This is a genomic window from Kitasatospora sp. MAP12-44, assembly GCF_029892095.1.
Taxonomy (GTDB): Bacteria; Actinomycetota; Actinomycetes; order Streptomycetales; family Streptomycetaceae; genus Kitasatospora.
The window spans coordinates 2,858,861-2,881,654 of sequence record NZ_JARZAE010000004.1; the positions used below are offsets into that span (position 1 = coordinate 2,858,861).

Consider the following 22,794-nt stretch of genomic DNA (forward strand, 5'->3'; position numbering starts at 1 on the left):
GAGGTCGAGCCCTCCACGAGCCGGGGGGAACAGGCCCACGCACGGGCATCAGCTCGCGGAGGAACCCGGGTTGGGCTTGCGCAGGCGCTGCGCGAACCGGGTCAGCGGCTCCGCCAACCCGAGCATCTCCTCGGCGCTCAACCGCCCGCCCGCCGCGGCTATCCCCGGAGCAGCGGCGCCAGTGGCGGCACCAGTCGCGGCACCGGACGCGGCACCCGTGTCCCAGTGCCGCAGCGCCCCCGCCTCGCTCTCGCAGTCCTGGCTGAGCCTGGTCAGCTCATCGTCCGCGAACCGGTGCATCCGGTCCTGCGCCGCCCACCGCATCGACTCCGCGGACCGGATGATCCGCTCCGCCCGCTCCCCCAGCTCCGGCAGCTTCGCCGCCACCCGCCCGGACTCGGGCTCGCGCTCCAGCATGCGCAGCTCGGCGTCCAGCTCGGCGGCGTGCTCGTCCAGCCGTGAGAGCAGCTGCAGGGCCTCGGTGAGCTGGCTGTCCGCCCCGACGCCGGCCTCCAGCACCTCCCGGGTGCCGCTCAGCGCGGTGCGCACCGAGAGCCGCAAACCGGCGATCCGCCCGGCGGCGCCCGGTTTGCTGAAGGTCTTGGCCTTCAGCGTGACGTTCTCGACAGCTCGGCGGGCATTGGCCTCGGTCCGCCCGACCGTGTCGACCACGGCCTTGCCGGCCTTCACCGCCGCGACGATCAGCAGGGTGACAATGCCGATCCCGAACAGCACGAGCAGTGCGATCACTGCGCCGATCGCTTCCATGGGGGTTGCCGCCTTCCGCGCGCGCCGGTGCTGCCTGCGTTCCCCACGGTAGCCTCCCGGAGCACCGCTGGGAGGGGGTAAAGCGGGCCCTCGGCAGGAGATCAGGGGAGATCAGGGCAAAGCTCAGGGAGAGCTCAGGGATGTCCCCGAGAGGGTGTCCTCGAGAGGGTGTCCCCCAGAGGGCCGTGCCGGTCGCCGGCCGCCGTCGGTGCACACCCGAACGCCGATGGCCGGCCCCCGCAAGTCAGGGGCCGGCCACCGCAGTTGACGCCTCGTCAGCCGGTGACGATGTTCACCAGCTTCGGCGCGCGGGCGATCACCTTGCGGACCGGCGCGTCGCCGATGGCGGCGACGACGGCCGGGTCGGCCAGCGCCAGCGCCTCCAGCTCGGCGTCCGAGATGGAGGGAGCCACCTCCAGGCGGGCCTTGACCTTGCCCTTGATCTGGACGACGCAGGTGACCGACTCGTCGACCACGTACACCGGGTCCGCGACGGGGAAGTCGGCGAACGCCAGCGACTCGGTGTGGCCCAGCTTGCGCCACAGCTCCTCGGCGATGTGCGGGGCCAGCGGCGCGACCAGCAGGACCACCTGCTCGGCCACCTCGCGCGGCGTACTGCCGCGCTTGACCAGGTAGTTGTTCAGCTCGATGGCCTTGGCGACCGCCGTGTTGAAGCGCAGCCCGGCCATGTCGCAGCGGATGCCGTCGATCGCCTTGTGCAGCGCGCGCAGGGTCGGCTCGTCGGCCGGCTCGTCGGTGACGACCAGCTCGCCGGTGGCCTCCGAGACGACGTTGCGCCACAGCCGCTGCAGGAAGCGGTAGGAGCCCACCACCGCGCGGGTGTCCCAGGGGCGCGAGACGTCCAGCGGGCCCATCGCCATCTCGTACAGGCGCAGCGTGTCGGCGCCGTACTCCTCGCAGATCTGGTCGGGGGCGACCGCGTTCTTCAGCGACTTGCCCATCTTGCCGGCCTCGCGCCGGACCGGCTCGCCCTGCCAGAAGTAGCCGCCGTCGCGCTCCTCGATCTCGGCGGCGGGCACCGGGAAGCCGCGCTCGTCGCGGTAGACGTCGGCGGTGATCATGCCCTGGTTGAACAGCTTGTGGAACGGCTCGACCGAGCTCACATGGCCCAGGTCGTGCAGCACCTTGTGCCAGAAGCGCGCGTACAGCAGGTGCAGCACCGCGTGCTCGGCGCCGCCGACGTACAGGTCGACGCCGCCCAGCGGCTTCTGCGCGGTCGGGCCCAGCCAGTACTGCTCGTTGGCCGGGTCGACCACCCGCGAGGCGTTCACCGGGTCGATGTAGCGCAGCTCGTACCAGCACGAACCCGCCCAGTTGGGCATGGTGTTGGTCTCGCGGCGGTAGGTCTTCGGGCCGTCGCCCAGGTCCAGCTCGACGGTGACCCAGGCCTCGTTGCGCGACAGCGGCGTCTTCGGCGAGCTGGTCGCGTCGTACGGGTCGTAGGTGTGCGGCGAGTAGTCCTCCACCTCGGGGACCTCGACCGGCAGCATCGACTCGGGCAGCGCGTGCATCACGCCGTCCTCGTCGTAGACGATCGGGAACGGCTCGCCCCAGTACCGCTGGCGGCTGAACAGCCAGTCGCGCAGCCGGAAGTTGACCGTTCCCTCGCCGATCCCGCGCTCGGTCAGCCAGGTGGTGACCGCGGCCTTGGCCTCGACGACGCTCAGACCGTCCAGCGAGATGTCCGCGTTGGCCGAGTTGACGATGACCGAGTCATAGGTGTCGAAGGCGTCGTCCCACGCGTGCGGGTCGGTGCCGCGCCCGTCGGTCGGCTGGACGACGCAGCGCATCGGCAGCGCGAAGGCGCGGGCCATCGCGAAGTCGCGGTGGTCGTGCGCGGGGACGGCCATGATGGCGCCGGTGCCGTAGCCCATCAGCACGTAGTCGGCGATGAAGACCGGCACGCGCTCGCCGCTGACCGGGTTGGTCGCGTAGGCGCCGGTGAAGACGCCGGTCTTGACCTTGGCCTCGACCTGGCGCTCGACGTCCGACTTGGCGGCGGCGGCCGCGCGGTAGACGGCGACCGCCTCGGCGGGCGTCGCGGCGCCGCCCTTCCAGTCCTCGTGCGTCTCGGCCGGCCAGGCGGCCGGGACGATCGAGTCGACCAGCTCGTGCTCGGGGGCCAGCACCATGTAGGTGGCGCCGAACAGCGTGTCGGGCCGGGTGGTGAAGACGGTGATGGCGGCGTCGGCGGAGACCGCGAAGTCGACCCGCGCGCCCTCGGAGCGGCCGATCCAGTTGCGCTGCTGCAGCTTGATGGCCTCGGGCCAGTCCAGCGGGTCCAGGTCGGCGATCAGCCGGTCACCGTAGGCGGTGATCCGCATCATCCACTGGCGCAGCTTGGACTTGAAGACCGGGAAGTTGCCGCGCTCGGAACGGCCGTCGGCGGTGACCTCCTCGTTGGCCAGCACGGTGCCCAGCCCGGGGCACCAGTTGACCGGAACCTCCTTGGAGTACGCCAGGCGGTACTCGCCCAGCAGCTCCTCCCGCTCCGCGCCGGACAGCTCGGCCCAGCCGCGGCCGTCCGGGGTGGCCCGCTCGCCGCTCGCGAACTGGGCGATCAGCTCGGCGATCGGGCGCGCGGTGGCGGCCTCGGTGTCGTACCAGGAGTTGAAGATCTGCAGGAAGATCCACTGGGTCCAGCGGTAGTACTCGGGGTCGATGGTGGAGATCGACCGGCGCGAGTCGTGGCCCAGTCCCAGCCGGCGCAGCTGCGAGCGCATGTTGGCGATGGCGGCCTCGGTGGAGATCCGCGGGTGCTCACCGGTGGCGACCGCGTGCTGCTCGGCGGGCAGGCCGAACGCGTCGTAGCCCAGCGTGTGCAGCACGTTGTGGCCGGTCATCCGCTGGTAGCGGGCGTAGACGTCGGTGGCGATGTAGCCCAGCGGGTGGCCGACGTGCAGGCCGGCGCCGGAGGGGTACGGGAACATGTCCATGATGAAGCTGTGCGGCTTCGAGGAGACCTCGCCCGCCGCGGGGTCGGCCAGCGGGCCCGCCGGGTTGGGGGCGTTGAACGTGCCCTCCTTCTCCCAGACGTCCTGCCAGCGTGACTCGATGTCAGCGGCCAGGGTGGAGGAGTATCGGAACGGCTCGGTGGCGGCCTCGGCCGCGCCGGAGGCAGGTGTCGTCTCGCTCATGGTCCTTCAGGCTCCATCGATGTCAGATAGCGAACCGTCAGCCGGGCTGGTCTGCCGGGAAGCTGCGAGGGCGGGGCGGGGGCGGGGGAAATAAAAAAGCCCCTCGCAGGAGGGGACGCCACGCCGACTCCGGCAGTGCCCTCGCGGGCGGCCGGTCCTGGTCAGCGCGGCCGGCTAAGGAGCAGGCGCACAGTTCGCATGGGGTCAGGGTACCGCAGGCGCGCCCGGGAGGTGGCGAGCAGTCCGGACGCCGGACCGCTCGCCGCCCCCGGGGCGTCGTCAGGCCTGCCCGGCGAGGCCGAGCCGCTCGTCGCGCAGCTCGGCCCAGTGCAGCGAGTCCCGGATGCCCTCGGCCAGGGAGTGCTGCGGCGTCCAGTCGAGCAGCTTCAGCGCGCGGTCGCTGCGGGGGTAGGCGCCGGCCACGTCGCCCGGGCGCGGACCGGTCACGGTGGTCTCGACCGGGGTGCCGACCACGCTGTTGAAGGCGGCGACCAGCTCGTTCACCGTGGTCCCGGTCCCGGTGCCGAGGTTGATCACGGTCGAGCGGGTCTCCCCCACCAGCACCTCGTCGAAGCGGCCGAGCGCGGCGACGTGCGCGGCCGCCAGGTCCCAGACGTGGACGTAGTCGCGGATGCCCGAGCCGTCCCGGGTCGGGTAGTCGGTGCCGGTGATCTGGAAGGGCCGGCCCTCGTCGTGCGCCTCGATCAGCTTGCCGAGCGCGTGGGTGGGCCGGCGGGTCTGCAGGCCGGTGCGCATCTTGGGGTCGGCGCCGATCGGGTTGAAGTAGCGCAGCGAGAGGACCCGGATCGGCTGGGTGGCGGCGATGTCGGCGAACATCGCCTCGCAGACGGCCTTGGTGCGCGCGTACGGGCTCTGCGGGTCGAGACCGGAGGACTCGTCGACGCTGAAGTCCTCGCCGGCCAGGTAGATCGAGGCGGAGGAGCTGAAGACCATCCGGCCGCAGCCGTTGCGCAGCAGGTGGTCGACGAAGTCCAGGCTCTTGGCGACGTTGGCGCGGTAGTAGCCGATCGGGTCGCCGACCGAGTCCGGGACCACCATCAGGGCCGCGCAGTGCACGACGGCCTCGATGTCGGGGTGCTCGGCGAAGATCCGGTCGACGAGCGCGCCGTCGGCGATGTCGCCCTCGTAGAACGCCCGTCCCTCGGTGAACTCACGGCGGCCGGTTACCAGGTTGTCCAGCACGACCGGGGTGATGCCCGCGTCCAGGCAGGCCGAGCCGATGGTGCTGCCGATGTAGCCGGCGCCGCCGGAGATCAGTACCTTCATGGTGAAGATCAGCCTTTCGTGTCCGCCCGATGATCAGGCTTCATTACCGCGAGCCTAATGCGCGCCTCCGGACGACAGCCGCGAGGCGGTGTCGAAGTCCCGCAACGCGCGGGCCACCCGCGCGGACTGCATGCCGGCGGCCAACCGCCGGGCCCGGTCGGCGATCGGCGCGGCCCGCTCGTGGTCGCCGGTGCGGCGGTAGGAGTCGGCCAGCCGGACCATCAGCAGGGCCTTCGCCCGGGCCCGCTCGGGCGCCAACTCGCGGACGGCCGAGGCCAGCAGCGCCCGGGCCCGCTCATGGTCGCCGAGGAAGAGGTACGCCTCGCCCACCATGCCGTCCAGGTCGGCCCGTTCCTGCAGCCGGCCCGGCTCGGCCCCGAGCGCCGCGAAGGCCTCCTCGGCCGCCCGCCGGGCGCCCTCGGGCTCGCCCCGGCGGCCGTACGCCCGGGCGATACGGCCCAGTTGGAGCGCCCGCTCGCGCGCGGTGAGCGTCCCCTCGGCGGCCCGCAGCGCGGTGTCGAGCATGGCGACGGTGTCCAGGCCCCGCGCGCCCGGGTTGTCGGTGGCCTGGACGGCGAGGCAGCCGACCACGCTCACCCCCAGCCGCGGATCGCCCGACACATGGGCGGCGCGCAGCGCGGCGACGAAGGCGCGCTGCGCGGCGGCCTCGTTGCCCATGTCGAAGTCGGCCCAGCCCACCAGCCGGGCCAACCGGCTCGCCGCGCCGTACAGTTCGCGACCAAGCTGCTCGTCCCAGGCGTACGAGCCGAGCTCCAGCAGCTTGCCCACCATGGAGAGTTCGGCCTTGGCCGGGTTCAGCACCAGGCCGCCGCCGCAGGACTGCTCAAGACGCCACTTGCTGTCATGGCTGATCCGCAGGTCGGTCAGCTGCTCGGGGGCGATCCGCAGCGCACCCTCGCCACCGGTGACGGGCGGCGGCGGCGAGGCCCAGTGCCGGGCCGCCAGTTCGAGTTCGTCGCCGCGGAACAGGTCGGTCAGCCGGACCGGCGCGACCTCGGCCGCGGCCTCGGCCAGCGCGGTCTGGGCGGTGTCGGCGGTCCACGGGTCGGTGAGCAGCCGGGGCGACAACGCCTTGGCGCCCCGGCGACGGCCCATCCGCCCCCACAGCTGCTGGTAGGTCACCGCGATGCCGACCGCGTGGCTGAGCACCTCGCAGACCGCCTGGTCGTGCGGCGCGCGCGGCACCATGCCCCGGTCGCGCCACTTGTAGGGCGCGGTGGAGCTGATCGACAGTGCCGACGGCAGCACGAGGTTGACCTCCCGCGCCAGGCGTTCGGGGTTCCAGCCGAGCTGGTGCAGGATCCGCGCCAGCTCCTCGTTGCGGGTGCGCGCCAGATCGGACATGGCTCGACGGTAACGCGCCCGGCAGGCAGAAGCGCAAGGACTTCCATAGTCACCCTGCGTAGCCAGCGCCGCCGAACGGTCCAGTAAAATCACCGGGATTGGGCCGTTCCCGGCCAAGAGGCGTAACCCGCACCGGTCACCCACCGTAGAGCAGGGCGAAATCCTGCTGGACCTCCCCCGGAAGCGGTGACCCGTTGCTTCGCTCTGCCACCCTGACCCGTCCCCCCGCCGCGCCCCCCGCGGCCCCCCGGCGGAGCCGACGGATCGGCCGACGGATCGGCCGACGGATCGGCCGACGGATCGGCCGCCGCCGCGGCCTGGTCGCCGCCGCCGTCGTGCTCAACCAGCTCGCCTACGGGTCGGTGTACTCCTGGAGCATCCTGTCCGCCGGCCTCCAGTCGCCGCACAGCGCCTTCGCCCTCGGCCGGGACGAGGCAGGACTGCCCTTCGCCACCGCGCACGCGCTGGTCTTCGTCGGCACCGTGCTCGGCGGCCTGCTGATGGGCCGCCGGCCCCCGCGCGGCATCGCGCTGCTGGCCGGCGTCCTCTACGCGGGCGGCTTCCTGCTGGCCGGCTGCGCGGACGGCCGCGGCGACTTCTGGCTGGTGCTGCTCGGCTACGGCGTGATCAGCGGGGTCGGCCTCGGCCTTGGCTACATCGTGCCGACCACCATGCTGCAGAAGTGGTTCCCCTCGCACCGGGCGCTGGCGGCGGGCGTCGCGACCGGCGGCTTCGGCCTCGGCTCGGTGCTCGGCGCGCCGCTGATGCGGGCCCTGGTGGCGCACTTCGAGGCCGACCCGGCCCGCGCGCTGCTGGTGCTCGGCGCGGTCTTCCTGGTGACCACGCTGACCGGCGCGGCGTTCTTCCGCAACCCGCCGCAGAGCGCCGCCGTCCCCGCGCAGGGCGCGCTGCGCGGCCACCGGACGACGCAGGCGCTGCGCACCCCGCAGTGGTACCTGCTGACCGTCATCCTGCTCTTCAACACCGCTGCGGGCATCAGCATGCTCTCGGTGGTGGCCCCCGCGGCCGGCAGCCTGACCGGGCTGAGCCCGACCGCCGCCGCCGCGCTGACCGGCGCACTGGGCGTGTTCAACACCGTCGGACGCCCGCTCTGGGGCTGGCTCTCGGGCCGGACCGGGCTGATGCCCGCCTTCGTGCTGATGCTCGGCTCGCAGGGGCTGTGCCTGATCGCCCTCTCCCAGGTCGCCTCGGCTGCGATGTTCTTCCCGCTGGCCGCTCTGGTCTGCCTCTCCTTCGGCGGCGGCTTCGCCACCATGCCGGCGGTGGCCTCGGAGTTCTTCGGCCTCGCGCACGTCGGCGCGATCTACGGGCTGATGCTGATCGGCTGGAGCCTGGCCGGAATCTTCGGCCCGCTGCTGGTCTCCCGGCTGGCGGCCGACGCCTCGTACGGCACGGCGTTCCTGGTGCTGGGCACGATCACCGTGGCCGCCGCGGTGCTGCCCTGCCTGACCCGCCGGCCGAAGGCCATCTGACCCGGAAACCACCGAGGGCCGCCTCCCGGAACGGAAGACGGCCCTCGACTGCTGTGGAGCTACGGAGAATTGAACTCCGGACCTCTTGCATGCCATGCAAGCGCTCTACCAACTGAGCTACAGCCCCATACACACTGCTTGTCACCAGCGGTTTCCCCTGGCGACACGTCTTACTTTACACGTTCACCGGCGTGCTCAACCAATCCGTTTCCGGTGCCGCCCCAGGCGGAGCGGCACCGGTCGCTACGGACCCGCGGTACGGCTACTCGGGCAGCACCGCCTGCCGCGTCCGCACGGCGACGACGGAGCCCAGCACCGCCGAGACCGCGATGACCAGCGCCGTCACCACCAGCGCGTGCCCGGAGGTGGCCGCGGGCGCCGGGTAGCTCACCCCGCTCAGGAACACCGTGCCGAGCAGTGCCACCCCGACCACCTGGCCGAGCTGGACCACGGTCACCATCACCCCGCTGGCATCCGCCGCGTCCTTAGGGTGCACCCGGTTCAGCGCGCGGGCGAAGAGCGGACTGTAGGAGCAGCCGGCCGCCAGTCCCAGCAGGACCAGCAGCGCCGCCGTCCCGACGCCCGGGCTGCCGCCGTCCCGCAGCCCCCAGGCCACCGAGAAGTACGACGCCGCCGTCAGCAGCAGGGCGACCACCGGCAGCGGCAGGTGCAACCGCTGCGGCAGGCGCTGCCAGTGCAGGCCCCCGATGCCGAAGCCGACCGCCGCAGGTACGACCACCAGACCGGCCCGCAGCGCGCCGTCGCCGAGACCGGCCTGCAGGTGCAGGGCGAAGGCGAGCATGAAGCCGGAGAAGTTGAACATCACCAGGAACATCGCCACCGCCGCGGCGGCAAGACCGGGCGAGCGCAGCACCCGGCCGTGGATCAGCGGCTGGCCGCCGCCGGCCGCGATCCGCCGCTCGACCACCACGAAGAGCGCGAACGCCAGCACCGAGCCGGCCAGCATCAGCCAGCCCCAGAGCGGCCAGTTCAGCTCGTGGCCGAGCACCAGCGGGACCACCAGCAGGCCGATCGCCGCGGCCAGGATCAGCAGACCGGGGATGTCGAAGCGGCGCTCGCGGTCGACGGACAGCCGCGGCAGCATCCGGTGGCCGAGCACCAGCAGCACCAGCCCGAGTGGCACGTTGACCAGGAAGACCGCCCGCCAGCCCGAGCCGAACAGGTCGGCGCTGACCAGCACGCCGCCGACCACCTGTCCGACCACGCTGCCGCCCGCGACGGCGGCCGTGTAGATGCCCAGCGCCCTGGTCCTGGCCGGGCCGGTGTAGGTCCGCTGGATCATGCTCATCACCTGCGGGACCATCAGCGCCGCGCCCAGGCCCTGGACCAGCCGGAAGCCGATCAGCCCGGCCGCGTCCGGCGCCAGCCCGCAGGCCAGCGAGGCCGCTGTGAAGACCGCCAGACCCAGCTGGAAGAGCCGGCGGTGACCGAACCGGGCGCCGAGCCGGGCGCCGGTGATCAGCAGCACCGCGTACGAGATGGTGTAGCCCGCGACGATCAGCTGCAGCGCGGCGCCCGAGGCGTGCAGGTCGGTGCGGATGGTGGGGACGGCGACGTTCACGATGGAGACGTCCAGGATGGCCATGAACTGGCCGCAGAGGATGAGGGCGAGCAGCAGCCGTGGTCGGCCGTCCGCGCTGGAGCGGGGTGTCGCGGCCGCGGTCGGCCGGGTCTGAAGGTCCGTCATGCGGCTACTCTCCCGCCGTCCTGATACTGGTGGTTAGAGCCTGCTGATCCTGGTACTGGCAGTACCTGCCACCGCGGTCGCGGATGCGCGACGATGGGGCGATGACCGTGATGGACACCCGCCCCGCACCCGCCGAGCCTCCCCCGGTATCCCCACCGCCCACCGCGGCCAACCGGCGCCGCACCGAGCTGGCCGCCTTCCTGAAGGCCTGCCGGGCCCGGGTCGGCCCGCAGGACGTCGGCCTGCCGCCGGGCATCCGCCGCCGCACCCCCGGGCTGCGCCGCGAGGAGGTCGCGCAGCTCGCCGGCGTCGGGATCACCTGGTACACGTGGCTGGAGCAGGGGCGGCCGATCAACGCCAGCGAGCAGGTGATGGAGGCGGTGGCCCGCACCCTGCTGCTGGACGAGGTGGAGCGGGCCCATCTCTTCCAGCTGGCCGGCCTCTCGGCGGAGCAGCCGCCGGGCAAGCTGGCCTGCCCGGCGGTCGATCCGACGCTGCAGGTGATCCTGGACGGCCTCACCCCGCTCGCCGCCGCGGTCTCCAACACCCGCTACGACGTGCTGGCCTTCAACACCACCTATGACGCGCTCTTCCCCGGCGCCACCCGCAACACCGCGCCCAACGGCCGCCGCAACGCCCTGTGGTGCGCCATCACCGTGCCGGACTGCTGCAACCCGTTCCTGAACCGCGCGGAGGAACTCCCGCGGATGGTCGGGGTGCTGCGCGCCTCGTACGGGCGGCACGTCGGCGAGCCGGTCTGGGAGCAGTACATCCGCGACCTGGCGGCGGCCAGCACGGACTTCCGCGAGCTGTGGTCGCGCCAGGAGGTGTCGCCGGCGTCCACCGTGCTCAAGGTCTTCCGGCACGCGGTGGCGGGCGAACTGCGGGTGCTGGCCTCGTACCTGACCATCCCCGGCGCCCCGGAGCTCTACCTGGTGGTCTACACCCCCGAGGGGCCGCAGGACCGCGAACGGCTGGAGTGGATCACCGCCCACCCGAACGCCCTGGCCGAGCAGCGGACGCACCGCTGCTGACCACCGCCCGGCGGTCAACGCCGAAGGCCGGTACCCGTTTTCGGATACCGGCCTTCGGTTTGCTGTGGAGCTACGGGGAATTGAACCCCGGACCTCTTGCATGCCATGCAAGCGCTCTACCAACTGAGCTACAGCCCCGCGACACGCGGCGTCCTCGCGGACCCCTGGTGCGGAGTGGAGCTACGGGGAATTGAACCCCGGACCTCTTGCATGCCATGCAAGCGCTCTACCAACTGAGCTACAGCCCCGCACTTCTCAGGATCTCCCGCCGCCCGGTGGGCGGCGCGCTTTCCTGCGAACGAGGAAGACTCTAGCTGGTCAGGCCCGGAACTACGAAATCCCGGCACGCACCCCGCACCGATCAGGTGTCGTCACCGATCACCGGCTGCGGCAGCGTCCCCGCGTTGTGCTCCAGCAGGCGCCAGCCGCGCGCCCCGAGACCGAGGACCGACCAGCAGCAGTTGGAGAGCCCGCCGAAGCACTCCCACTGCACCGGCTCCAGGCCCAGCAGCCGTCCGAGCATGGTGCGGATGGTGCCGCCGTGGCTGACCACGACCAGGGTGCCCTGCTCGGGCAGCTTGTCGGCCGCCTCCAGCACCACCGGGACCGAGCGGTCCGCGACCTCGGTGCTCAGCTCGCCGCCGCCGCGCCGGACCGCCTCGCCGCGGCCCCAGGCGTCGTACTGCTCGGGGAACCGGGCGCGGATCTCGTCGTTGGTCAGACCCTGCCACTCACCCGCGTAGGTCTCCCGCAGGCCCTCGTGGTGCTGCACGTCCAGGCCGGTGAGCCGGGACAGCTCGGCCGCCGTGCCGGCCGCGCGCTGCAGGTCGGAGGAGATCAGCAGGTCGGGGCTCAGCCCGGCGAGCAGCCTGGCGGCGCGCTTGGCCTGACCGAGACCGGTCTCGGTCAGCGGGATGTCGGTGCTGCCCTGGAAGCGCGACTCCAGATTCCAGGAGGTCTGCCCGTGCCGCCAGAAGACGATCCGCCGGCCCCCCTCCCGGCTGTTCAGCTGAGGTCCTGGACGAAGCCCACGGCGTTGCCCGCCTCGTCGGTCGCGGCGTCCTCGGGACGGTTGCGGGTGGCCATCGCGTCCGCGGGCAGCGGCAGCTCGGGGCAGTCCTTCCAGAGCCGGTCCAGGGAGTAGAAGGAGCGCTCCTCGGAGTGCTGGACGTGCACCACGATGTCCAGGTAGTCGAGCAGGATCCAGCGGCCCTCGCGCTCGCCCTCGCGGCGCACCGGCTTGATGTCCAGCTGCTCGCGGAGCTGGTCCTCGATCTCCTCGGCGATCGCCTTGACCTGGCGGTCGTTGGCCGCCGAGGCGATCAGGAAGGCGTCGGTGATCGACAGCACGTCGCTGACGTCGAAGGCGATCAGGTTGTGCGCAAGCTTGTCGGCCGCCGCCTGCGCGGCGACGGTGATCATTTCCTGCGAGCGGTCTGTTGCGGTCACGGTGTTCTTCCGGCTCGATGACGTGGGTATGCCTTCCAGGATCTCACGCCCTCGCCGGTCGTCCGGCCGGATTTCCCGGCCCTGCTACTGCTTGGGCACCTGGTAGTCCTTGCCCAGCACGACCACCAGGTCCGCGATCTGCGCGTCGGTGACCTTCTTCACGGCCGTCGGGGGCAGGCCGAGGCTGGTCGCCAGGGACTGCGCGGCAGCCGCCCGGCTGTCGTCGGTGTAGCGGATCTCGGTACTGGCCTGCGGGCTCGGCGCCGTGCCGCCGCCGGGCACGAAGTTGAGGCCCGCGTTGACCACCTGGATCTGCGCTGCGGCTGCGGCCTGGCTGTTCCCGGAGGCGTCCACGATGCTCACCCGGGCCGGCGCGCTGTTGGCGGCCGCGGTGTGCACGGTGCCGCCGAGCACGTCCTTGACCTGCGGACCGGCGACGGCCTGGTCCAACGTGCCGTCCGGCTGGACGGTCAGCGCGCTGGTGCTGAAATGGCCGGCCTGGGCCTGCTGGGAGAGCTCGGCGAGCAGGCCCGCCAGCGCCTTCTCGGGGAGCGAGGGGTCGAGCACCGCGTTCATCCGGTGCACGTCGTCGGTGGCGTCCGGCAGGTCGGTGGGCATCGCGTGGACCAGCGCGTCCAGCACCTGGCCGAACCGGGCCAGCTGGGCGTCCTTGGTCTCCCCCGGGGCCTGGTACGTGGCGTACGCCACCGCGGCCGCGCCGGTCAGGGTGCGCTGCGGGCCCTTCTCGACCAGCAGCTTGCCGGTCGGGTCGAGCAGCTGCGCATTGGTGTCCACCTTGATGCCGCCCAGCTGGGAGACCAGCAGCTGCAGGTAGGGGGTGTCCAGCCGCCAGGTGCCGGCCACCGGGGCGCCCAGCAGGTTGGTCAGGGCGTCCCGGGTGGGCGCCGTGCCGATCCCGTCCATCGCCTTGTCCAGCGTGGTGGCGGCCGAGTCGGCGGAGGCCGGCAGCAGCAGGTCGCCCGGCAGCAGCAGCGCCGAACCCTTGTGCCCGGAGGCGTCGTTGATCAGCAGCGCGGTGCTCACATTGCCCTGCAGGTCGCGCAGGTGGACCACCACGACGCTGCGCGGTCCGGCCGCCGCGGCCGCCGACTGGTTGGTGAGGGCGCCGCTGAAGTAGAGGTAGCCGGTGGTGCCGCCGGCCACCAGGGCCAGCGCGACCACCGCGCCGATCGCCCGGCCGCGCAGCTTGCGGCGGCGCTCGTCGCGGCGCTCGGAGCGCGACTCGGCGAACTTCAGCCAGTCGATGACGTCCTCGGCCTCCTCGGCCTCCTCCTCGACGAAGGTGAACTCACCGGTCTGGTACGGGTCCTGGTCGCGGCCCTGGCCCGGCTTGGCGGCGGCGCTCCGACGGCCACCGACCTGCTCGGAGGGCACGGCCGCGGCGGCCACCGGCGGCGCGGCGGCGGGCGGCGCGCTGCGCGGACGCGGCGGTCGGGGCGCGGCCTGCGGTACGGCCTGCGGTGCGGCCTGCGGCGGGGGCGCCACCGGCGGGGCGGCGGGCGGGGCGACCGGCTCGGCGTAGGCCTGCGGCTGCTGGGCGTACGGGTCGTAGGGCTGCTGCTCGTACCCGGGGTAGCCCTGCGGGTGCTGCTGCTGGTAGCCGTTGTACCCCTGCTGCTCGTAGCCCTGCTGCTCGTAGCCCTGCTGCTCGTACGGCTGCGGCTGCGGCTGCTGCTGCCCGTACGGCTGCTGGTAGGGGACGTACGGCTGCTCGTACTGCTGCTGCCCGTACTGCCCGTACTGCGGCGCGGGCGGGTACTCCTGCTGCTGCCCGTACTGCTGCCCGTACTGCTGCCCGTGCTGCTGCCCGTGCTGTTGCCCGTGCGCGTCGTAGGCCTGCTGCTGCTGCTCGTAGGGGACGTAGCCCTGGGGCTGCTGGGCCTGCGGGTGCTGCCCGGTGGACCAGTCGCCGTCCTCGGGGCCCCTGCGGTCTGCCGTTCCGGTCACGCCGTCCCTCAGGTCTTCCGTGTGGGCCGGGCTCTCGCCCAGCCGTCGTACGTCCTGCGACCGCCGGCTCAGCCGGCGTCCAAGTAGAGCGCGCGCTTGTCGATGTAGCGCACCACCCCGTCCGGGACCAGGTACCAGACCGGCTCGCCCTTGGCGACCCGGAGCCGGCAGTCCGTGGAGGAGATGGCCAGCGCCGGCACCTCGACCAGCGAGACCCCGCCGGCCGGCAGCCCGGCATCCGTCAAAGTGTGCCCCGGCCGCGTGCACCCGATGAAGTGCGCGAGCGAGAAGAGTTCCTCGGCGTCCCGCCAGGAGAGGATCTGCGCGAGTGCGTCGGCGCCGGTGATGAAGAAGAGATCGGCATCGGGGTGCAGCGCCCGCAGATCACGCAGGGTGTCCACGGTGTAGGTGGGGCCGGTGCGGTCGATGTCGATCCGGCTGACCGAGAACTGCGGGTTCTCCGCGGTCGCGATCACCGTCATCAGGTAGCGGTCCTCGGGGGCCGAGACCGTCCGGCCGGTCTTCTGCCAGGGCTCACCGGTCGGGACGAAGATCACCTCGTCGAGGTGGAAGGCACTCGCGACCTCGCTGGCGGCCACCAGGTGACCGTGGTGGATGGGGTCGAAGGTGCCACCCATCACGCCGATCCGCTTGCGTCCGCGCGGCCTCGCCGTCGGCCTGCTCTCTCCCATGCCGCCACACCTTACGCGACCCGCCTGAACAGGCCCTGGCGGGTGCATGCCGACGGGAGCGTCCCCGGTCCTCGGAGCGCTCCCGGCACGGACGGGCTCCCCGGTTCAGCGGTCCCGGTTGAACCGGGTGGTGATGAAGAGCAGGAGCAGCAGGATGAACAGCGCGGAGCCGCCGGTGAGCAGCGGCTGGAGGCTGGGGTGGTTGCCACCCTCGGCAAGCGTGGCCAGGCGGGGCAGAACGGTGGAGGTCATGATCGGCAGGGCCTTCTCGACTCGGTGGCGGGCCAGGACGGGGGTCCGGCGACCTGGGCGGCCGCGCGCTCATCGTACGGGGCCACTGCACGCAACCGCTCGGCGGCTCCCCGCGTCTGACTCCGGGTGAGAGGTGCGTGCGCTCAGTTGTCGCGGCCGGCCCGGACCAGAATCCAGGCCAGCAGCAGGACGCCCACGAACGACCCCGCCACCACAAGGCGCAGGAAGATCCCCGGGCCGCTCTCGTTCGAAATCGCTGCCAGCTGCACCAGGTGGGCGGGGGACATCGTCGGGCTCCTCGGGGGGTGGTCTTCAGCTCGGGAAGTCAGCCTAGACCCGCCCTTACCGGACACCCGCCACCACCCCCGCCGCGAACGCCCGTACGGCGTACGCTGACGCGCGGGGACGAGTACGCGGATGCAGGCGTTGAAACAAGTCGAACAGCGGGGGCCGGCGACAGGCCGGGACCGGCGTCGAGCAGGAGGTACTCAGCACTATGACCGATTCCACCCGGGACACCGACCCGCTCGCCAAGGGCGGCACCCCGAGCAGGCGCCGCAAGCGCTTCCCGGACATCTCCAGCCGCGCGTGGGAGCACCCGGCCGACCGCTCCGCGCTGGTCGCACTGCGCAAGCTCTCGGGCTTCGACGACATCCTCAAGAAGCTGGCCGGGCTGGTCTCCGAGCGCAGCGTCCGGCTGATGTTCCTGGCCACCGCCGTGAAGACGTCCGAGCGCCAGTTCCCCGAGCTGTTCGACATGGTCCGCGACGCCGCCTACATCCTGGACCTGGACAAGGTCCCGGACCTCTACATGACGCAGGACCCGCAGGTCAACGCCATGTGCATCGGCATGGACAACCCGGTGATCGTGGTCACCAGCGGCCTGGTCGAGCTGCTCGACGAGGAGGAGCTGCGGGCGGTGATCGGCCACGAGGTCGGGCACGCGATGTCCGGGCACGCGGTCTACCGCACGATGCTGCTGATCCTCACCAACCTGGCCACCCGGGTGGGCTGGATACCGCTGGGCAACCTGGCGATCATGGCGCTGGTCACCGCGCTCAAGGAGTGGTTCCGCAAGGCCGAACTCTCCTGCGACCGGGCCGGTCTGCTGGCGGGCCAGGACCCGCAGGCCTCGATGCGCGGCCTGATGAAGCTGGCCGGCGGGCACAACCTCGCCGAGATGAACGTGGACGCCTTCCTGGAGCAGGCCGAGGAGTACGACAAGGCGGGCGACCTGCGGGACGGCGTGCTGAAGCTGCTTCAGGTGCTGCCGCAGACCCACCCGTTCGCGGTGGTCCGGGTCGCCAAGCTGAAGAAGTGGTCGGAGAGCGAGGAGTACCGCTCGATCATGGCGGGCGCCTACCCGCGCCGCAGCGACGACCAGGACGCCACGGTCTCCGACCAGTGGAAGGCCGCGTACGAGTCCTACGGCAAGTCCGTCAAGGAGACCAAGGACCCGCTCTTCGGCCTGATCCGCGATATCGCGGACGGCGCCGGATCGGTCGGCGGAAAGCTCCGCGACACCTTCACCGGATCGCGCAGCACGGACTGACAGGACCCACCGGACCCGGCATTCTGAAGAAATCTTCGGAATGCCGGGTCCGGCATTTTCCGGCCACGGCCAATCCCCTGCCACCAGGCTTCGGTCCGCCGGCGGCACCGCGAAAGCCGCTTCGCGAATTGACGCTCGAGGCGCCGGGGGAATTCACCCCGCGAACCACTGGACGAAGCTGAGGAATTCTTCAGAACGGAATTTACAGGCACACCGGACAACGGCCTTGCGGCAGCGATTTATCAATCTATGCTGACGCAATGCATCTCTTGATGGTCGAGGACGAGGAACGGCTGGCGCAGTCGCTCAGCCAAGGACTGCGGGCCGAGGGCTACGCCGTGGACGTGACGGGCGACGGCCTCAGCGGGCTGGAACTCGCCCGCTCCGGGTCGTACGCGGCCATCGTGCTCGACCTGATGCTGCCCGGCATGAACGGCTTCCGGGTCTGCGAGGAACTGCGCCGCGACGAGAACCCCGTGCCGATCCTGATGCTCACCGCCAAGAACGGCGAGTACGACGAGGCCGAGGCGCTGGACTGCGGCGCCGACGACTTCCTCAGCAAGCCGTTCTCGTACGTCGTGCTGACCGCCCGACTGCGCGCGCTGCTGCGCCGCGGCGGCGCGGCCCGGCCTGCCGTGCTGACCGCCGGCAACCTGCGGATCGACCCGGCGGCCCGCCGGTGCGTCGCGGGCGAGACCGTCATCAAACTCACCAACAAGGAGTTCGGCGTGCTGGAATGCCTACTGCGACGACCTGACCAGGCGGTGCCCAAGTCCGAGATCCTGGACGCCGTCTGGGACTCCGCCTTCCGCGGCGACGTGAACATCGTCGAGGTCTATATCGCCGCGCTGCGCCGCAAGTTGCACACGGCCGCGGCCGACTGCGTGATCGAGACCGTCCGCGGCATCGGCTACCGGGTGGTGTCCGATGCCTGCTGAGCACCCCGTGCTGCGCTGGGTCCCGCGCTGGCGCAAGCTCGCGGTCCGCACCCGGGCCGCGCTCGCCGCTGCGGCGGCCGCGGCGCTGGTCTTCGCCCTGGCCACCGTGCTGGCGGGCAACGCGGTGCACAGCACCATGATGAGCCAGGAGGAGGACCACGCCTACCGCACCGCGACGAGCGTCTCCGTCGGCATACCGAACGCCCCGCGGGAACCGTACGCCGACCCCTCGTACGTGGTGACCGACCAGAACGGGACGTGGCTGCGCAGCACCAACCTGTTCAACGAGTACACCGACGAGACCGGCTACGGGCGCCCCGGCGTCGATCCGCTGCCGCTCCCCGCCTTCAACCTGAACGCGTTCCTGCCGGGTCAGAAGGTCCAGTTCCACTTCCCCGGCACGTCCTACACCAAGCACTCGATCGCCGGGCGGACCGTCACCCTCGTGACCTTCTGGTCCGATCCTGTGACCACCGCCGACCTGCTGAAGTACACCGGCCAGCCCAACCTCCCGCCGCAGACCCTGCGCATCTACGTCCTGGTCAACCCGCTGGACGCCGAGGCGACCGCCGCCAACGTCACCCATGTGCTGGCCTGGTACCTGATCCCCGGGGGCACCCTGTTCGTCGCCCTGATCGCCTGGCTGGTGACCGGCCTCGCGCTGCGGCCGGTCGAGCAGATCCGGCGCCGGATGGCCGAGATCGGCGAGGGCGCCTTCCACGAACGCGTCCCGGTGCCGCACGCCCGCGACGGCATCGCCAAGCTGGCCCGGACCACCAACACCACCCTGGACCGGCTGGAGCAGGCGCTCGCCCAGCAGCGCCAACTGGTCGCGGACACCTCGCACGAGCTGCGCAGCCCGCTGGCCGCGCTGCGCAACTCGCTGGAGGTCCCGCTCGCCCACCCGGACGGCGTCGACTGGCCGGTGGTGGTCGAGGGCGCGCTCAGCGACACCGGCCGCCTGCAGGACCTCACCGACGACCTGCTGCTGCTGGCCTGCCCCGCGCAGAACGCCGACAGCCCGCAACAGGTCGAGCTGCACGACCTGGTCGGCGAGCAGATCGCCGAGCGGACCCACGCCCCCGGCCCGCCGCGCTGGACGAGCACGCTGGACAGCGCCACCGTGCCCGGCAAGGAGCTGCTGGTCGGCCGGCTGGTCCGCAACCTGCTGGACAACGCCGCGCAGCACGCGGTCGAGGAGGTCACCGTCACGCTGGTCCGGGAGGACGGCGCGCTGATCAGCGCCTCCCACTCGGTCGTGCTGACGGTCAGCGACGACGGCCCGGGCATACCGGAGGCGGACCGCGAGCGGGTCTTCGAACGCTTCGTCCGCCTGGACAGCGCCCGCACCCGCGCCAGCGGCGGCGCCGGCCTCGGCCTGGCCCTGGTCCGCACCATCGCCGAGGGCCTCGGCGGCACCGCGCAGGCCGTCGAACCGCTCGACGGGCACGGTGCCCGGCTGGTCGTCCGGCTGCCGCTCAGCCGGCCGTCGTCGTAGGCGCCAGCACGCCGCACTGCTGCCAGGCCGGCTGCGAGCGGTCGGCCGGGTTGACGGCGCCGGGGGTCCCGGCCACCGGTCCGGTGCTGCCGGCCATCAGCGGCTGCAGGTAGGTGGCCTGGGCCGCGCCGCACGCGGTCGGCCCGGCCTGCAGCACCGAGTCGATCAGCTGCAGCTGCCCGGCCCCGATGTCCGCGCGGTCCATGTCGATCCGCACCTCGCGGCGCACGCTGTACAGGCTGACCGGTCCGCTGGCCGCCGTACCGGCCGGGTGCAGCGCGTACACCAGGGAGTCGTCACTGGTGATCTCCAGCACCGAGGAGTTCAGCTCGGTGATCTTGACCGTGCCGGCCGCCTTGACGGTGTTCGAGGCCAACGCGACCTTGGTCGGGTCGAAGCGGACCATCCACCCGGTCAGCGCGTGGTGCTGGTCGTCGGTCGGGCTCGCCACGCCGGCGTCGAACTGGCCCTGCTCGGACGGCGCCAGCAGCGAGCGGACCGCGGTGGTCGAGCCGTCGATCAGGGTCTGCGGGTTCAGCTCGGAGACGTCCAGGTAGCGCTGCACGGTCTGCAGCGCCTGGCTGACGTCGCTCTGGGTGAAGTGCGCGGTGGAGGCTTTGGTGGGCAGCCCGAGCCCCGCGTCGCCGTCCGCGTAGCCGGCGGACGCCGGCAGCGAGGCGAACGGCGCCGCCGCGTCGACGGCCGCCACCGAGCCGCCGGCCGGGGCGAGCGCCGTGAGGTCGGCGGTCAGCTGGGTACCGCCACCGAGGCTGCCCTCGCGCGGCGCGCTCACCCCGAAGTAGACGGCGGCGCTGAAGGCCAGCACGATCAGCAGCAGCAGGGTCAGCGCCTGCCGCGGCAGCGACGCCAGCGCGCCGAGGCCGATCCGGCGGCGGACGGGGTGGGCGAAGCCGCCGCCGAGGCGCTCGTTGGCGGACAGTTCCTGGATCCGGGCAGCCCGGACGAAGGATTCGTCGAAGACGACGGATCGGTATTCGTCATCGCTTCCGGAGCCGCCCTCGGGCGCACCATCCGGAGGAACACCCGGGTCACCCATGCATCAAGAGTAGAGCGCGAACGGGGTCCTGAACGAGGCCCGCGGCACACGTTCCGAACCGGCGTGCGGTGGCGGTCGGGCTCACCCCGTCGGCTGCGGTACGGCGGCGGCGGAACCGACCGAGACATGCGGCTGCACCGGGACCGAGCTGCTGGTGGTGCCACCCACCCCGGGCGCATGCCCCGGAGCGCTCGCCCCCGCGCCCCGGTAGACGGCGGCCACCGCGACGGCCACCAGGCTGGCGCCCATCAGGATCACCAGCACCCAGGCCACCGGCCGGTGCCAGCGCTGCTGGGCGATCTGCCGGCGGCCCAGCGCTCCGCGCGTGCCGTAACCGGGCCAGCGCGTCGCACGACGGCGGCCCGCCGGACGGGCCGGGCCCACCCAGGGGTCGGTGTAGATCCGGTCGTCGTCCAGACCCGAGGGGTGCGGGCGCAGCTCCAGCGGCAGCCCGTCGTACCCGTCGGGCCCCGCCGGTTCCAGCGACCACCCGGGCACGGTGTCCGGCTCCAGCCGGGCCTCGGCCGCGGCGAGCTGGCGCTCGCGCGCACTCGGCTCGTGCACGGCAGCGCAGCGGACGAAAGCCTCGTCAAAGACCACGGTGGCGAACTCGTCGTCCGCTCCACCGTGGTCGGCGCCGTCGGAGTACGGCGAGCCCCCCACATCCTCAGCCACGGGATTCAGCGTATTACCGAGGGAGCGATTTGTCTGTGCCTCACGGCACTTGGCCTCCGTACGGGTGGGGAGGCAGGTCTATCCGCGCACATGCCCGTCGCCGGTGACGATGTACTTGGTGGAGGTCAGCTCGGGCAGGCCCATCGGGCCGCGGGCGTGCAGCTTCTGGGTGGAGATGCCGATCTCGGCGCCGAAGCCGAACTCACCTCCGTCGGTGAACCGGGTCGAGGCGTTGACGGCCACCGTGGCGGCGTCCACCAACTGGGTGAAGCGGCGGGCGGCGGCCTGCGAGGTGGTCACGATCGCCTCGGTGTGGCCGGAGGACCAGCGGCGGATGTGCTCGACGGCGGCGTCCAGCGAGGGCACCACGGCGGCGGCCAGGTCGTAGGAGAGGTACTCGGTCTCCCAGTCCTCCTCGGTGGCCGGGACCACCGTGGCCGGCCCGCCCACGGCGGCCTTGAGCACCGCTTCGTCGCCGTGCACCGTGACCCCCGCCTCGGCCAGCGCGGCCAGCGCGAGCGGCAGGAAGGCCTCCGCGACGTCCTGGTGGACCAGCAGGGTCTCCGCGGAGTTGCAGACGCTGACCCGCTGGGCCTTGGAGTTCAGCAGGATGGCGACCGCCATCGCCAGGTCGGTCTGCGCGTCCACGTAGACGTGGCAGTTGCCGGTGCCGGTCTCGATCACCGGGACGGTCGAGCCCTCGACCACGGTACGGATCAGCGAGGCGCCGCCGCGCGGGATCAGCACGTCCACCAGGCCGCGGGCGCGCATCAGCTCGGTGACCGACTCCCGGCTCTCGCCCGGGACCAGCTGGATCGCGTCGGCGGGCAGGCCGGCCGAGGCGACCGCGTCGCGCAGCACCGCGATCAGCGCGGTGTTGGAGCGGTAGGCGGAGGCCGAGCCGCGCAGCAGTACCGCGTTGCCGGACTTCAGGCAGAGGGCGGCGGCGTCCACGGTGACATTGGGGCGGGCCTCGTAGATGATCCCGACCACGCCGAGCGGGACCCGGACCTGGCGGACGTCCAGGCCGTTGGGCAGCGTGTAGCCGCGCACCACCTCGCCGACCGGGTCGGGCAGGCCCACCACGTCCCGCACGTCGGCGGCGATCGCGGCGATCCGCTCCGCCGTCAGGGTGAGCCGGTCCACCACCGACTCGGCGGTGCCGGCGGCCCGGGCGCGCTCGACGTCCTCGGCGTTGGCCGCGGTGATCTCGGCGCTGCGGGCCACCAGCGCGTCGGCGATCGCCAGCAGCGCGGCGTCCTTGGCCGAGCGCGGCAACGGCGCGAGTGCGGCGGCGGCCGTACGGGCTCGGCGCGCGGTGGCGAGGACGGGGCTGTCGGTAGTCATGCCCCGAAGGGTATCGACTCCCCCGCCGAGCGGACGCCGCGATTCCGCCCGCTGAGACGCTGGTCGTCTCAGTACGGGTGGACGCCGCCGAGCTGCGGGGGCGGGTCGCCGAAGCCCTCGGCCAGCCGCTGGTGGTAGGTCGCCCGGTCGACCACCTCGAGGCCGACGATCTCCCAGGGCGGCAGCTTGGCGCTGCCCTTGTGCTCGCCCCACAGCCGCAGCGCGATGGCGGCCGCGTCGTGCAGGTCGCGGGCCTGCTCCCAGTAGCGGATCTCGGCGTGGTCGGCGGCGTAGCGGGCCGTCAGGAAGAACGAGTGGTCGTGCGCGAGGCGCTCCAGGCCGGACCGCAGGGCGGCCAGCGGGGTCACCTCGCCGGCCACGCTGAGCACCACGTGCCACAGCCGGCCCTGCTCCGGCTCGGGCGGCGGCCCGGCGGCCGGGCGCAGCTCCCGCACGGTGGCTCCGGCCGTCGCTCCCTCGTGCCTGCGTGCCACCGGCGGCCTCCTGTTCGACGCTGGACTGTCCGGACCCCGAGCGTTCGCGGCCCGGCGGG

At 72.4% G+C, this 22,794-nt stretch carries 20 protein-coding genes and 3 tRNA genes; 5 read left to right on the forward strand and 18 right to left on the reverse strand.

The genetic code is table 11. The features are described from left to right. Nucleotides 1-48: 48 nt before the first annotated feature. The 4 genes from P3T34_RS13420 to P3T34_RS13435 all read right to left on the reverse strand — a co-directional run bounded on the left by P3T34_RS13420 (nucleotide 49) and on the right by P3T34_RS13435 (nucleotide 6,578). Entirely contained in the window at nucleotides 49-768 is a 720-nt protein-coding gene (locus tag P3T34_RS13420; RefSeq protein ID WP_280666269.1) for a hypothetical protein, read from the reverse strand. A 275-nt stretch (nucleotides 769-1,043) separates the two neighbouring features. Then, nucleotides 1,044-3,926, reverse strand: a complete 2,883-nt coding sequence (gene leuS / locus P3T34_RS13425; protein ID WP_280666270.1) for a leucine--tRNA ligase — start codon at nucleotides 3,924-3,926, stop codon at nucleotides 1,044-1,046. Between the two features lie 279 nt (nucleotides 3,927-4,205). Next, nucleotides 4,206-5,213 carry a UDP-glucose 4-epimerase GalE gene (galE, locus tag P3T34_RS13430; protein WP_280666271.1) on the reverse strand — a complete coding sequence of 336 codons (1,008 nt, stop codon included), beginning with the start codon at nucleotides 5,211-5,213 and terminating at the stop codon, nucleotides 4,206-4,208. 54 nt (nucleotides 5,214-5,267) lie between these two features. Further along, the gene (locus tag P3T34_RS13435; RefSeq protein WP_280666272.1) at nucleotides 5,268-6,578 is read right to left on the reverse strand and encodes a tetratricopeptide repeat protein; all 1,311 of its coding nucleotides are present in this window, start codon (nucleotides 6,576-6,578) and stop codon (nucleotides 5,268-5,270) included. Between the two features lie 194 nt (nucleotides 6,579-6,772). Between P3T34_RS13435 and P3T34_RS13440 the strand changes: the two genes are divergently transcribed. Continuing rightward, entirely contained in the window at nucleotides 6,773-8,071 is a 1,299-nt protein-coding gene (locus tag P3T34_RS13440; RefSeq protein ID WP_280666273.1) for an MFS transporter, read from the forward strand. Nucleotides 8,072-8,125: 54 nt separating this feature from the next. On the opposite strand, the gene P3T34_RS13445 is transcribed toward P3T34_RS13440, so the two are convergent. Together P3T34_RS13445 and P3T34_RS13450 are read right to left on the reverse strand one after the other, a co-directional pair. Next, nucleotides 8,126-8,198: transfer RNA gene (locus tag P3T34_RS13445), tRNA-Ala, on the reverse strand. A 135-nt stretch (nucleotides 8,199-8,333) separates the two neighbouring features. Next, nucleotides 8,334-9,779, reverse strand: coding sequence for an MFS transporter (locus tag P3T34_RS13450; protein WP_280666274.1), 1,446 nt, complete (start codon nucleotides 9,777-9,779; stop codon nucleotides 8,334-8,336). Nucleotides 9,780-9,880: 101 nt separating this feature from the next. Between P3T34_RS13450 and P3T34_RS13455 the strand changes: the two genes are divergently transcribed. Then, a complete protein-coding gene (locus P3T34_RS13455; protein ID WP_280666275.1) occupies nucleotides 9,881-10,813 on the forward strand; it encodes a helix-turn-helix transcriptional regulator in 933 nt (310 codons plus the stop codon). Between the two features lie 65 nt (nucleotides 10,814-10,878). On the opposite strand, the gene P3T34_RS13460 is transcribed toward P3T34_RS13455, so the two are convergent. From P3T34_RS13460 to P3T34_RS13495, 8 genes are all read right to left on the reverse strand, one after another. After that, nucleotides 10,879-10,951 (reverse strand) — tRNA-Ala (locus P3T34_RS13460). Nucleotides 10,952-10,988: 37 nt separating this feature from the next. Continuing rightward, a tRNA-Ala gene (locus P3T34_RS13465) sits at nucleotides 10,989-11,061 on the reverse strand. Between the two features lie 113 nt (nucleotides 11,062-11,174). Continuing rightward, on the reverse strand, nucleotides 11,175-11,822 hold the full coding sequence (locus P3T34_RS13470; RefSeq protein ID WP_280672044.1) for a histidine phosphatase family protein: 648 nt from the start codon (nucleotides 11,820-11,822) through the stop codon (nucleotides 11,175-11,177). Beyond that, entirely contained in the window at nucleotides 11,819-12,262 is a 444-nt protein-coding gene (rsfS, locus tag P3T34_RS13475) for a ribosome silencing factor (protein WP_280666276.1), read from the reverse strand. The genes P3T34_RS13470 and rsfS overlap by 4 nt, the downstream gene beginning before the upstream one ends. An 84-nt stretch (nucleotides 12,263-12,346) precedes the next feature. Beyond that, nucleotides 12,347-14,230 carry an LCP family protein gene (locus P3T34_RS13480; protein ID WP_280666277.1) on the reverse strand — a complete coding sequence of 628 codons (1,884 nt, stop codon included), beginning with the start codon at nucleotides 14,228-14,230 and terminating at the stop codon, nucleotides 12,347-12,349. Nucleotides 14,231-14,298: 68 nt separating this feature from the next. Beyond that, a complete protein-coding gene (nadD, locus tag P3T34_RS13485) occupies nucleotides 14,299-14,922 on the reverse strand; it encodes a nicotinate-nucleotide adenylyltransferase (RefSeq protein WP_280666278.1) in 624 nt (207 codons plus the stop codon). Between the two features lie 105 nt (nucleotides 14,923-15,027). Further along, on the reverse strand, nucleotides 15,028-15,174 hold the full coding sequence (locus P3T34_RS13490; RefSeq protein WP_280666279.1) for a hypothetical protein: 147 nt from the start codon (nucleotides 15,172-15,174) through the stop codon (nucleotides 15,028-15,030). Between the two features lie 143 nt (nucleotides 15,175-15,317). Beyond that, a complete protein-coding gene (locus P3T34_RS13495) occupies nucleotides 15,318-15,461 on the reverse strand; it encodes a hypothetical protein (protein ID WP_280666280.1) in 144 nt (47 codons plus the stop codon). A gap of 209 nt (nucleotides 15,462-15,670) precedes the next feature. Between P3T34_RS13495 and P3T34_RS13500 the strand changes: the two genes are divergently transcribed. The 3 genes from P3T34_RS13500 (at nucleotide 15,671) to P3T34_RS13510 (ending at nucleotide 19,162) form a co-directional block, all read left to right on the forward strand. After that, nucleotides 15,671-16,726, forward strand: a complete 1,056-nt coding sequence (locus P3T34_RS13500) for a M48 family metallopeptidase (protein ID WP_280666281.1) — start codon at nucleotides 15,671-15,673, stop codon at nucleotides 16,724-16,726. A 260-nt stretch (nucleotides 16,727-16,986) separates the two neighbouring features. Continuing rightward, nucleotides 16,987-17,664 (forward strand): response regulator transcription factor, encoded by a 678-nt coding sequence (locus P3T34_RS13505; protein ID WP_280666282.1) that lies wholly within the window; start codon nucleotides 16,987-16,989, stop codon nucleotides 17,662-17,664. Then, the gene (locus P3T34_RS13510; protein ID WP_280666283.1) at nucleotides 17,654-19,162 is read left to right on the forward strand and encodes an ATP-binding protein; all 1,509 of its coding nucleotides are present in this window, start codon (nucleotides 17,654-17,656) and stop codon (nucleotides 19,160-19,162) included. The genes P3T34_RS13505 and P3T34_RS13510 overlap by 11 nt, the downstream gene beginning before the upstream one ends. Here the strand turns inward: P3T34_RS13510 and P3T34_RS13515 are convergent. The 4 genes from P3T34_RS13515 to P3T34_RS13530 all read right to left on the reverse strand — a co-directional run bounded on the left by P3T34_RS13515 (nucleotide 19,143) and on the right by P3T34_RS13530 (nucleotide 22,696). Next, a complete protein-coding gene (locus tag P3T34_RS13515) occupies nucleotides 19,143-20,219 on the reverse strand; it encodes a hypothetical protein (protein ID WP_280666284.1) in 1,077 nt (358 codons plus the stop codon). The two genes, P3T34_RS13510 and P3T34_RS13515, sit on opposite strands and share 20 nt — an antisense overlap. Before the next feature lie 81 nt (nucleotides 20,220-20,300). Continuing rightward, nucleotides 20,301-20,894, reverse strand: coding sequence for a hypothetical protein (locus P3T34_RS13520; protein WP_280666285.1), 594 nt, complete (start codon nucleotides 20,892-20,894; stop codon nucleotides 20,301-20,303). Between the two features lie 78 nt (nucleotides 20,895-20,972). Further along, complete coding sequence (locus P3T34_RS13525; RefSeq protein WP_280666286.1) at nucleotides 20,973-22,241, reverse strand: glutamate-5-semialdehyde dehydrogenase; 1,269 nt, start codon at nucleotides 22,239-22,241, stop codon at nucleotides 20,973-20,975. A 68-nt stretch (nucleotides 22,242-22,309) separates the two neighbouring features. After that, the gene (locus P3T34_RS13530; RefSeq protein WP_280672046.1) at nucleotides 22,310-22,696 is read right to left on the reverse strand and encodes a hypothetical protein; all 387 of its coding nucleotides are present in this window, start codon (nucleotides 22,694-22,696) and stop codon (nucleotides 22,310-22,312) included. Between the last annotated feature and the right edge of the window lie 98 nt (nucleotides 22,697-22,794).

Excerpts from the sequence above, each read along its gene's own strand:
- P3T34_RS13420 (WP_280666269.1), bottom strand. The coding sequence starts at position 768 with ATGGAAGCGATCGGCGCAGTGATCGCACTGCTCGTGCTGTTCGGGATC.
- leuS (WP_280666270.1), bottom strand. The coding sequence starts at position 3,926 with ATGAGCGAGACGACACCTGCCTCCGGCGCGGCCGAGGCCGCCACCGAG.
- galE (WP_280666271.1), bottom strand. The coding sequence starts at position 5,213 with ATGAAGGTACTGATCTCCGGCGGCGCCGGCTACATCGGCAGCACCATC.
- P3T34_RS13435 (WP_280666272.1), bottom strand. The coding sequence starts at position 6,578 with ATGTCCGATCTGGCGCGCACCCGCAACGAGGAGCTGGCGCGGATCCTG.
- P3T34_RS13450 (WP_280666274.1), bottom strand. The coding sequence starts at position 9,779 with ATGACGGACCTTCAGACCCGGCCGACCGCGGCCGCGACACCCCGCTCC.
- P3T34_RS13455 (WP_280666275.1), top strand. The coding sequence starts at position 9,881 with ATGACCGTGATGGACACCCGCCCCGCACCCGCCGAGCCTCCCCCGGTA.
- nadD (WP_280666278.1), bottom strand. The coding sequence starts at position 14,922 with ATGGGAGAGAGCAGGCCGACGGCGAGGCCGCGCGGACGCAAGCGGATC.
- P3T34_RS13490 (WP_280666279.1), bottom strand. The coding sequence starts at position 15,174 with ATGACCTCCACCGTTCTGCCCCGCCTGGCCACGCTTGCCGAGGGTGGC.
- P3T34_RS13495 (WP_280666280.1), bottom strand. The coding sequence starts at position 15,461 with ATGTCCCCCGCCCACCTGGTGCAGCTGGCAGCGATTTCGAACGAGAGC.
- P3T34_RS13500 (WP_280666281.1), top strand. The coding sequence starts at position 15,671 with ATGACCGATTCCACCCGGGACACCGACCCGCTCGCCAAGGGCGGCACC.
- P3T34_RS13505 (WP_280666282.1), top strand. The coding sequence starts at position 16,987 with ATGCATCTCTTGATGGTCGAGGACGAGGAACGGCTGGCGCAGTCGCTC.
- P3T34_RS13510 (WP_280666283.1), top strand. The coding sequence starts at position 17,654 with ATGCCTGCTGAGCACCCCGTGCTGCGCTGGGTCCCGCGCTGGCGCAAG.
- P3T34_RS13515 (WP_280666284.1), bottom strand. The coding sequence starts at position 20,219 with ATGGGTGACCCGGGTGTTCCTCCGGATGGTGCGCCCGAGGGCGGCTCC.
- P3T34_RS13525 (WP_280666286.1), bottom strand. The coding sequence starts at position 22,241 with ATGACTACCGACAGCCCCGTCCTCGCCACCGCGCGCCGAGCCCGTACG.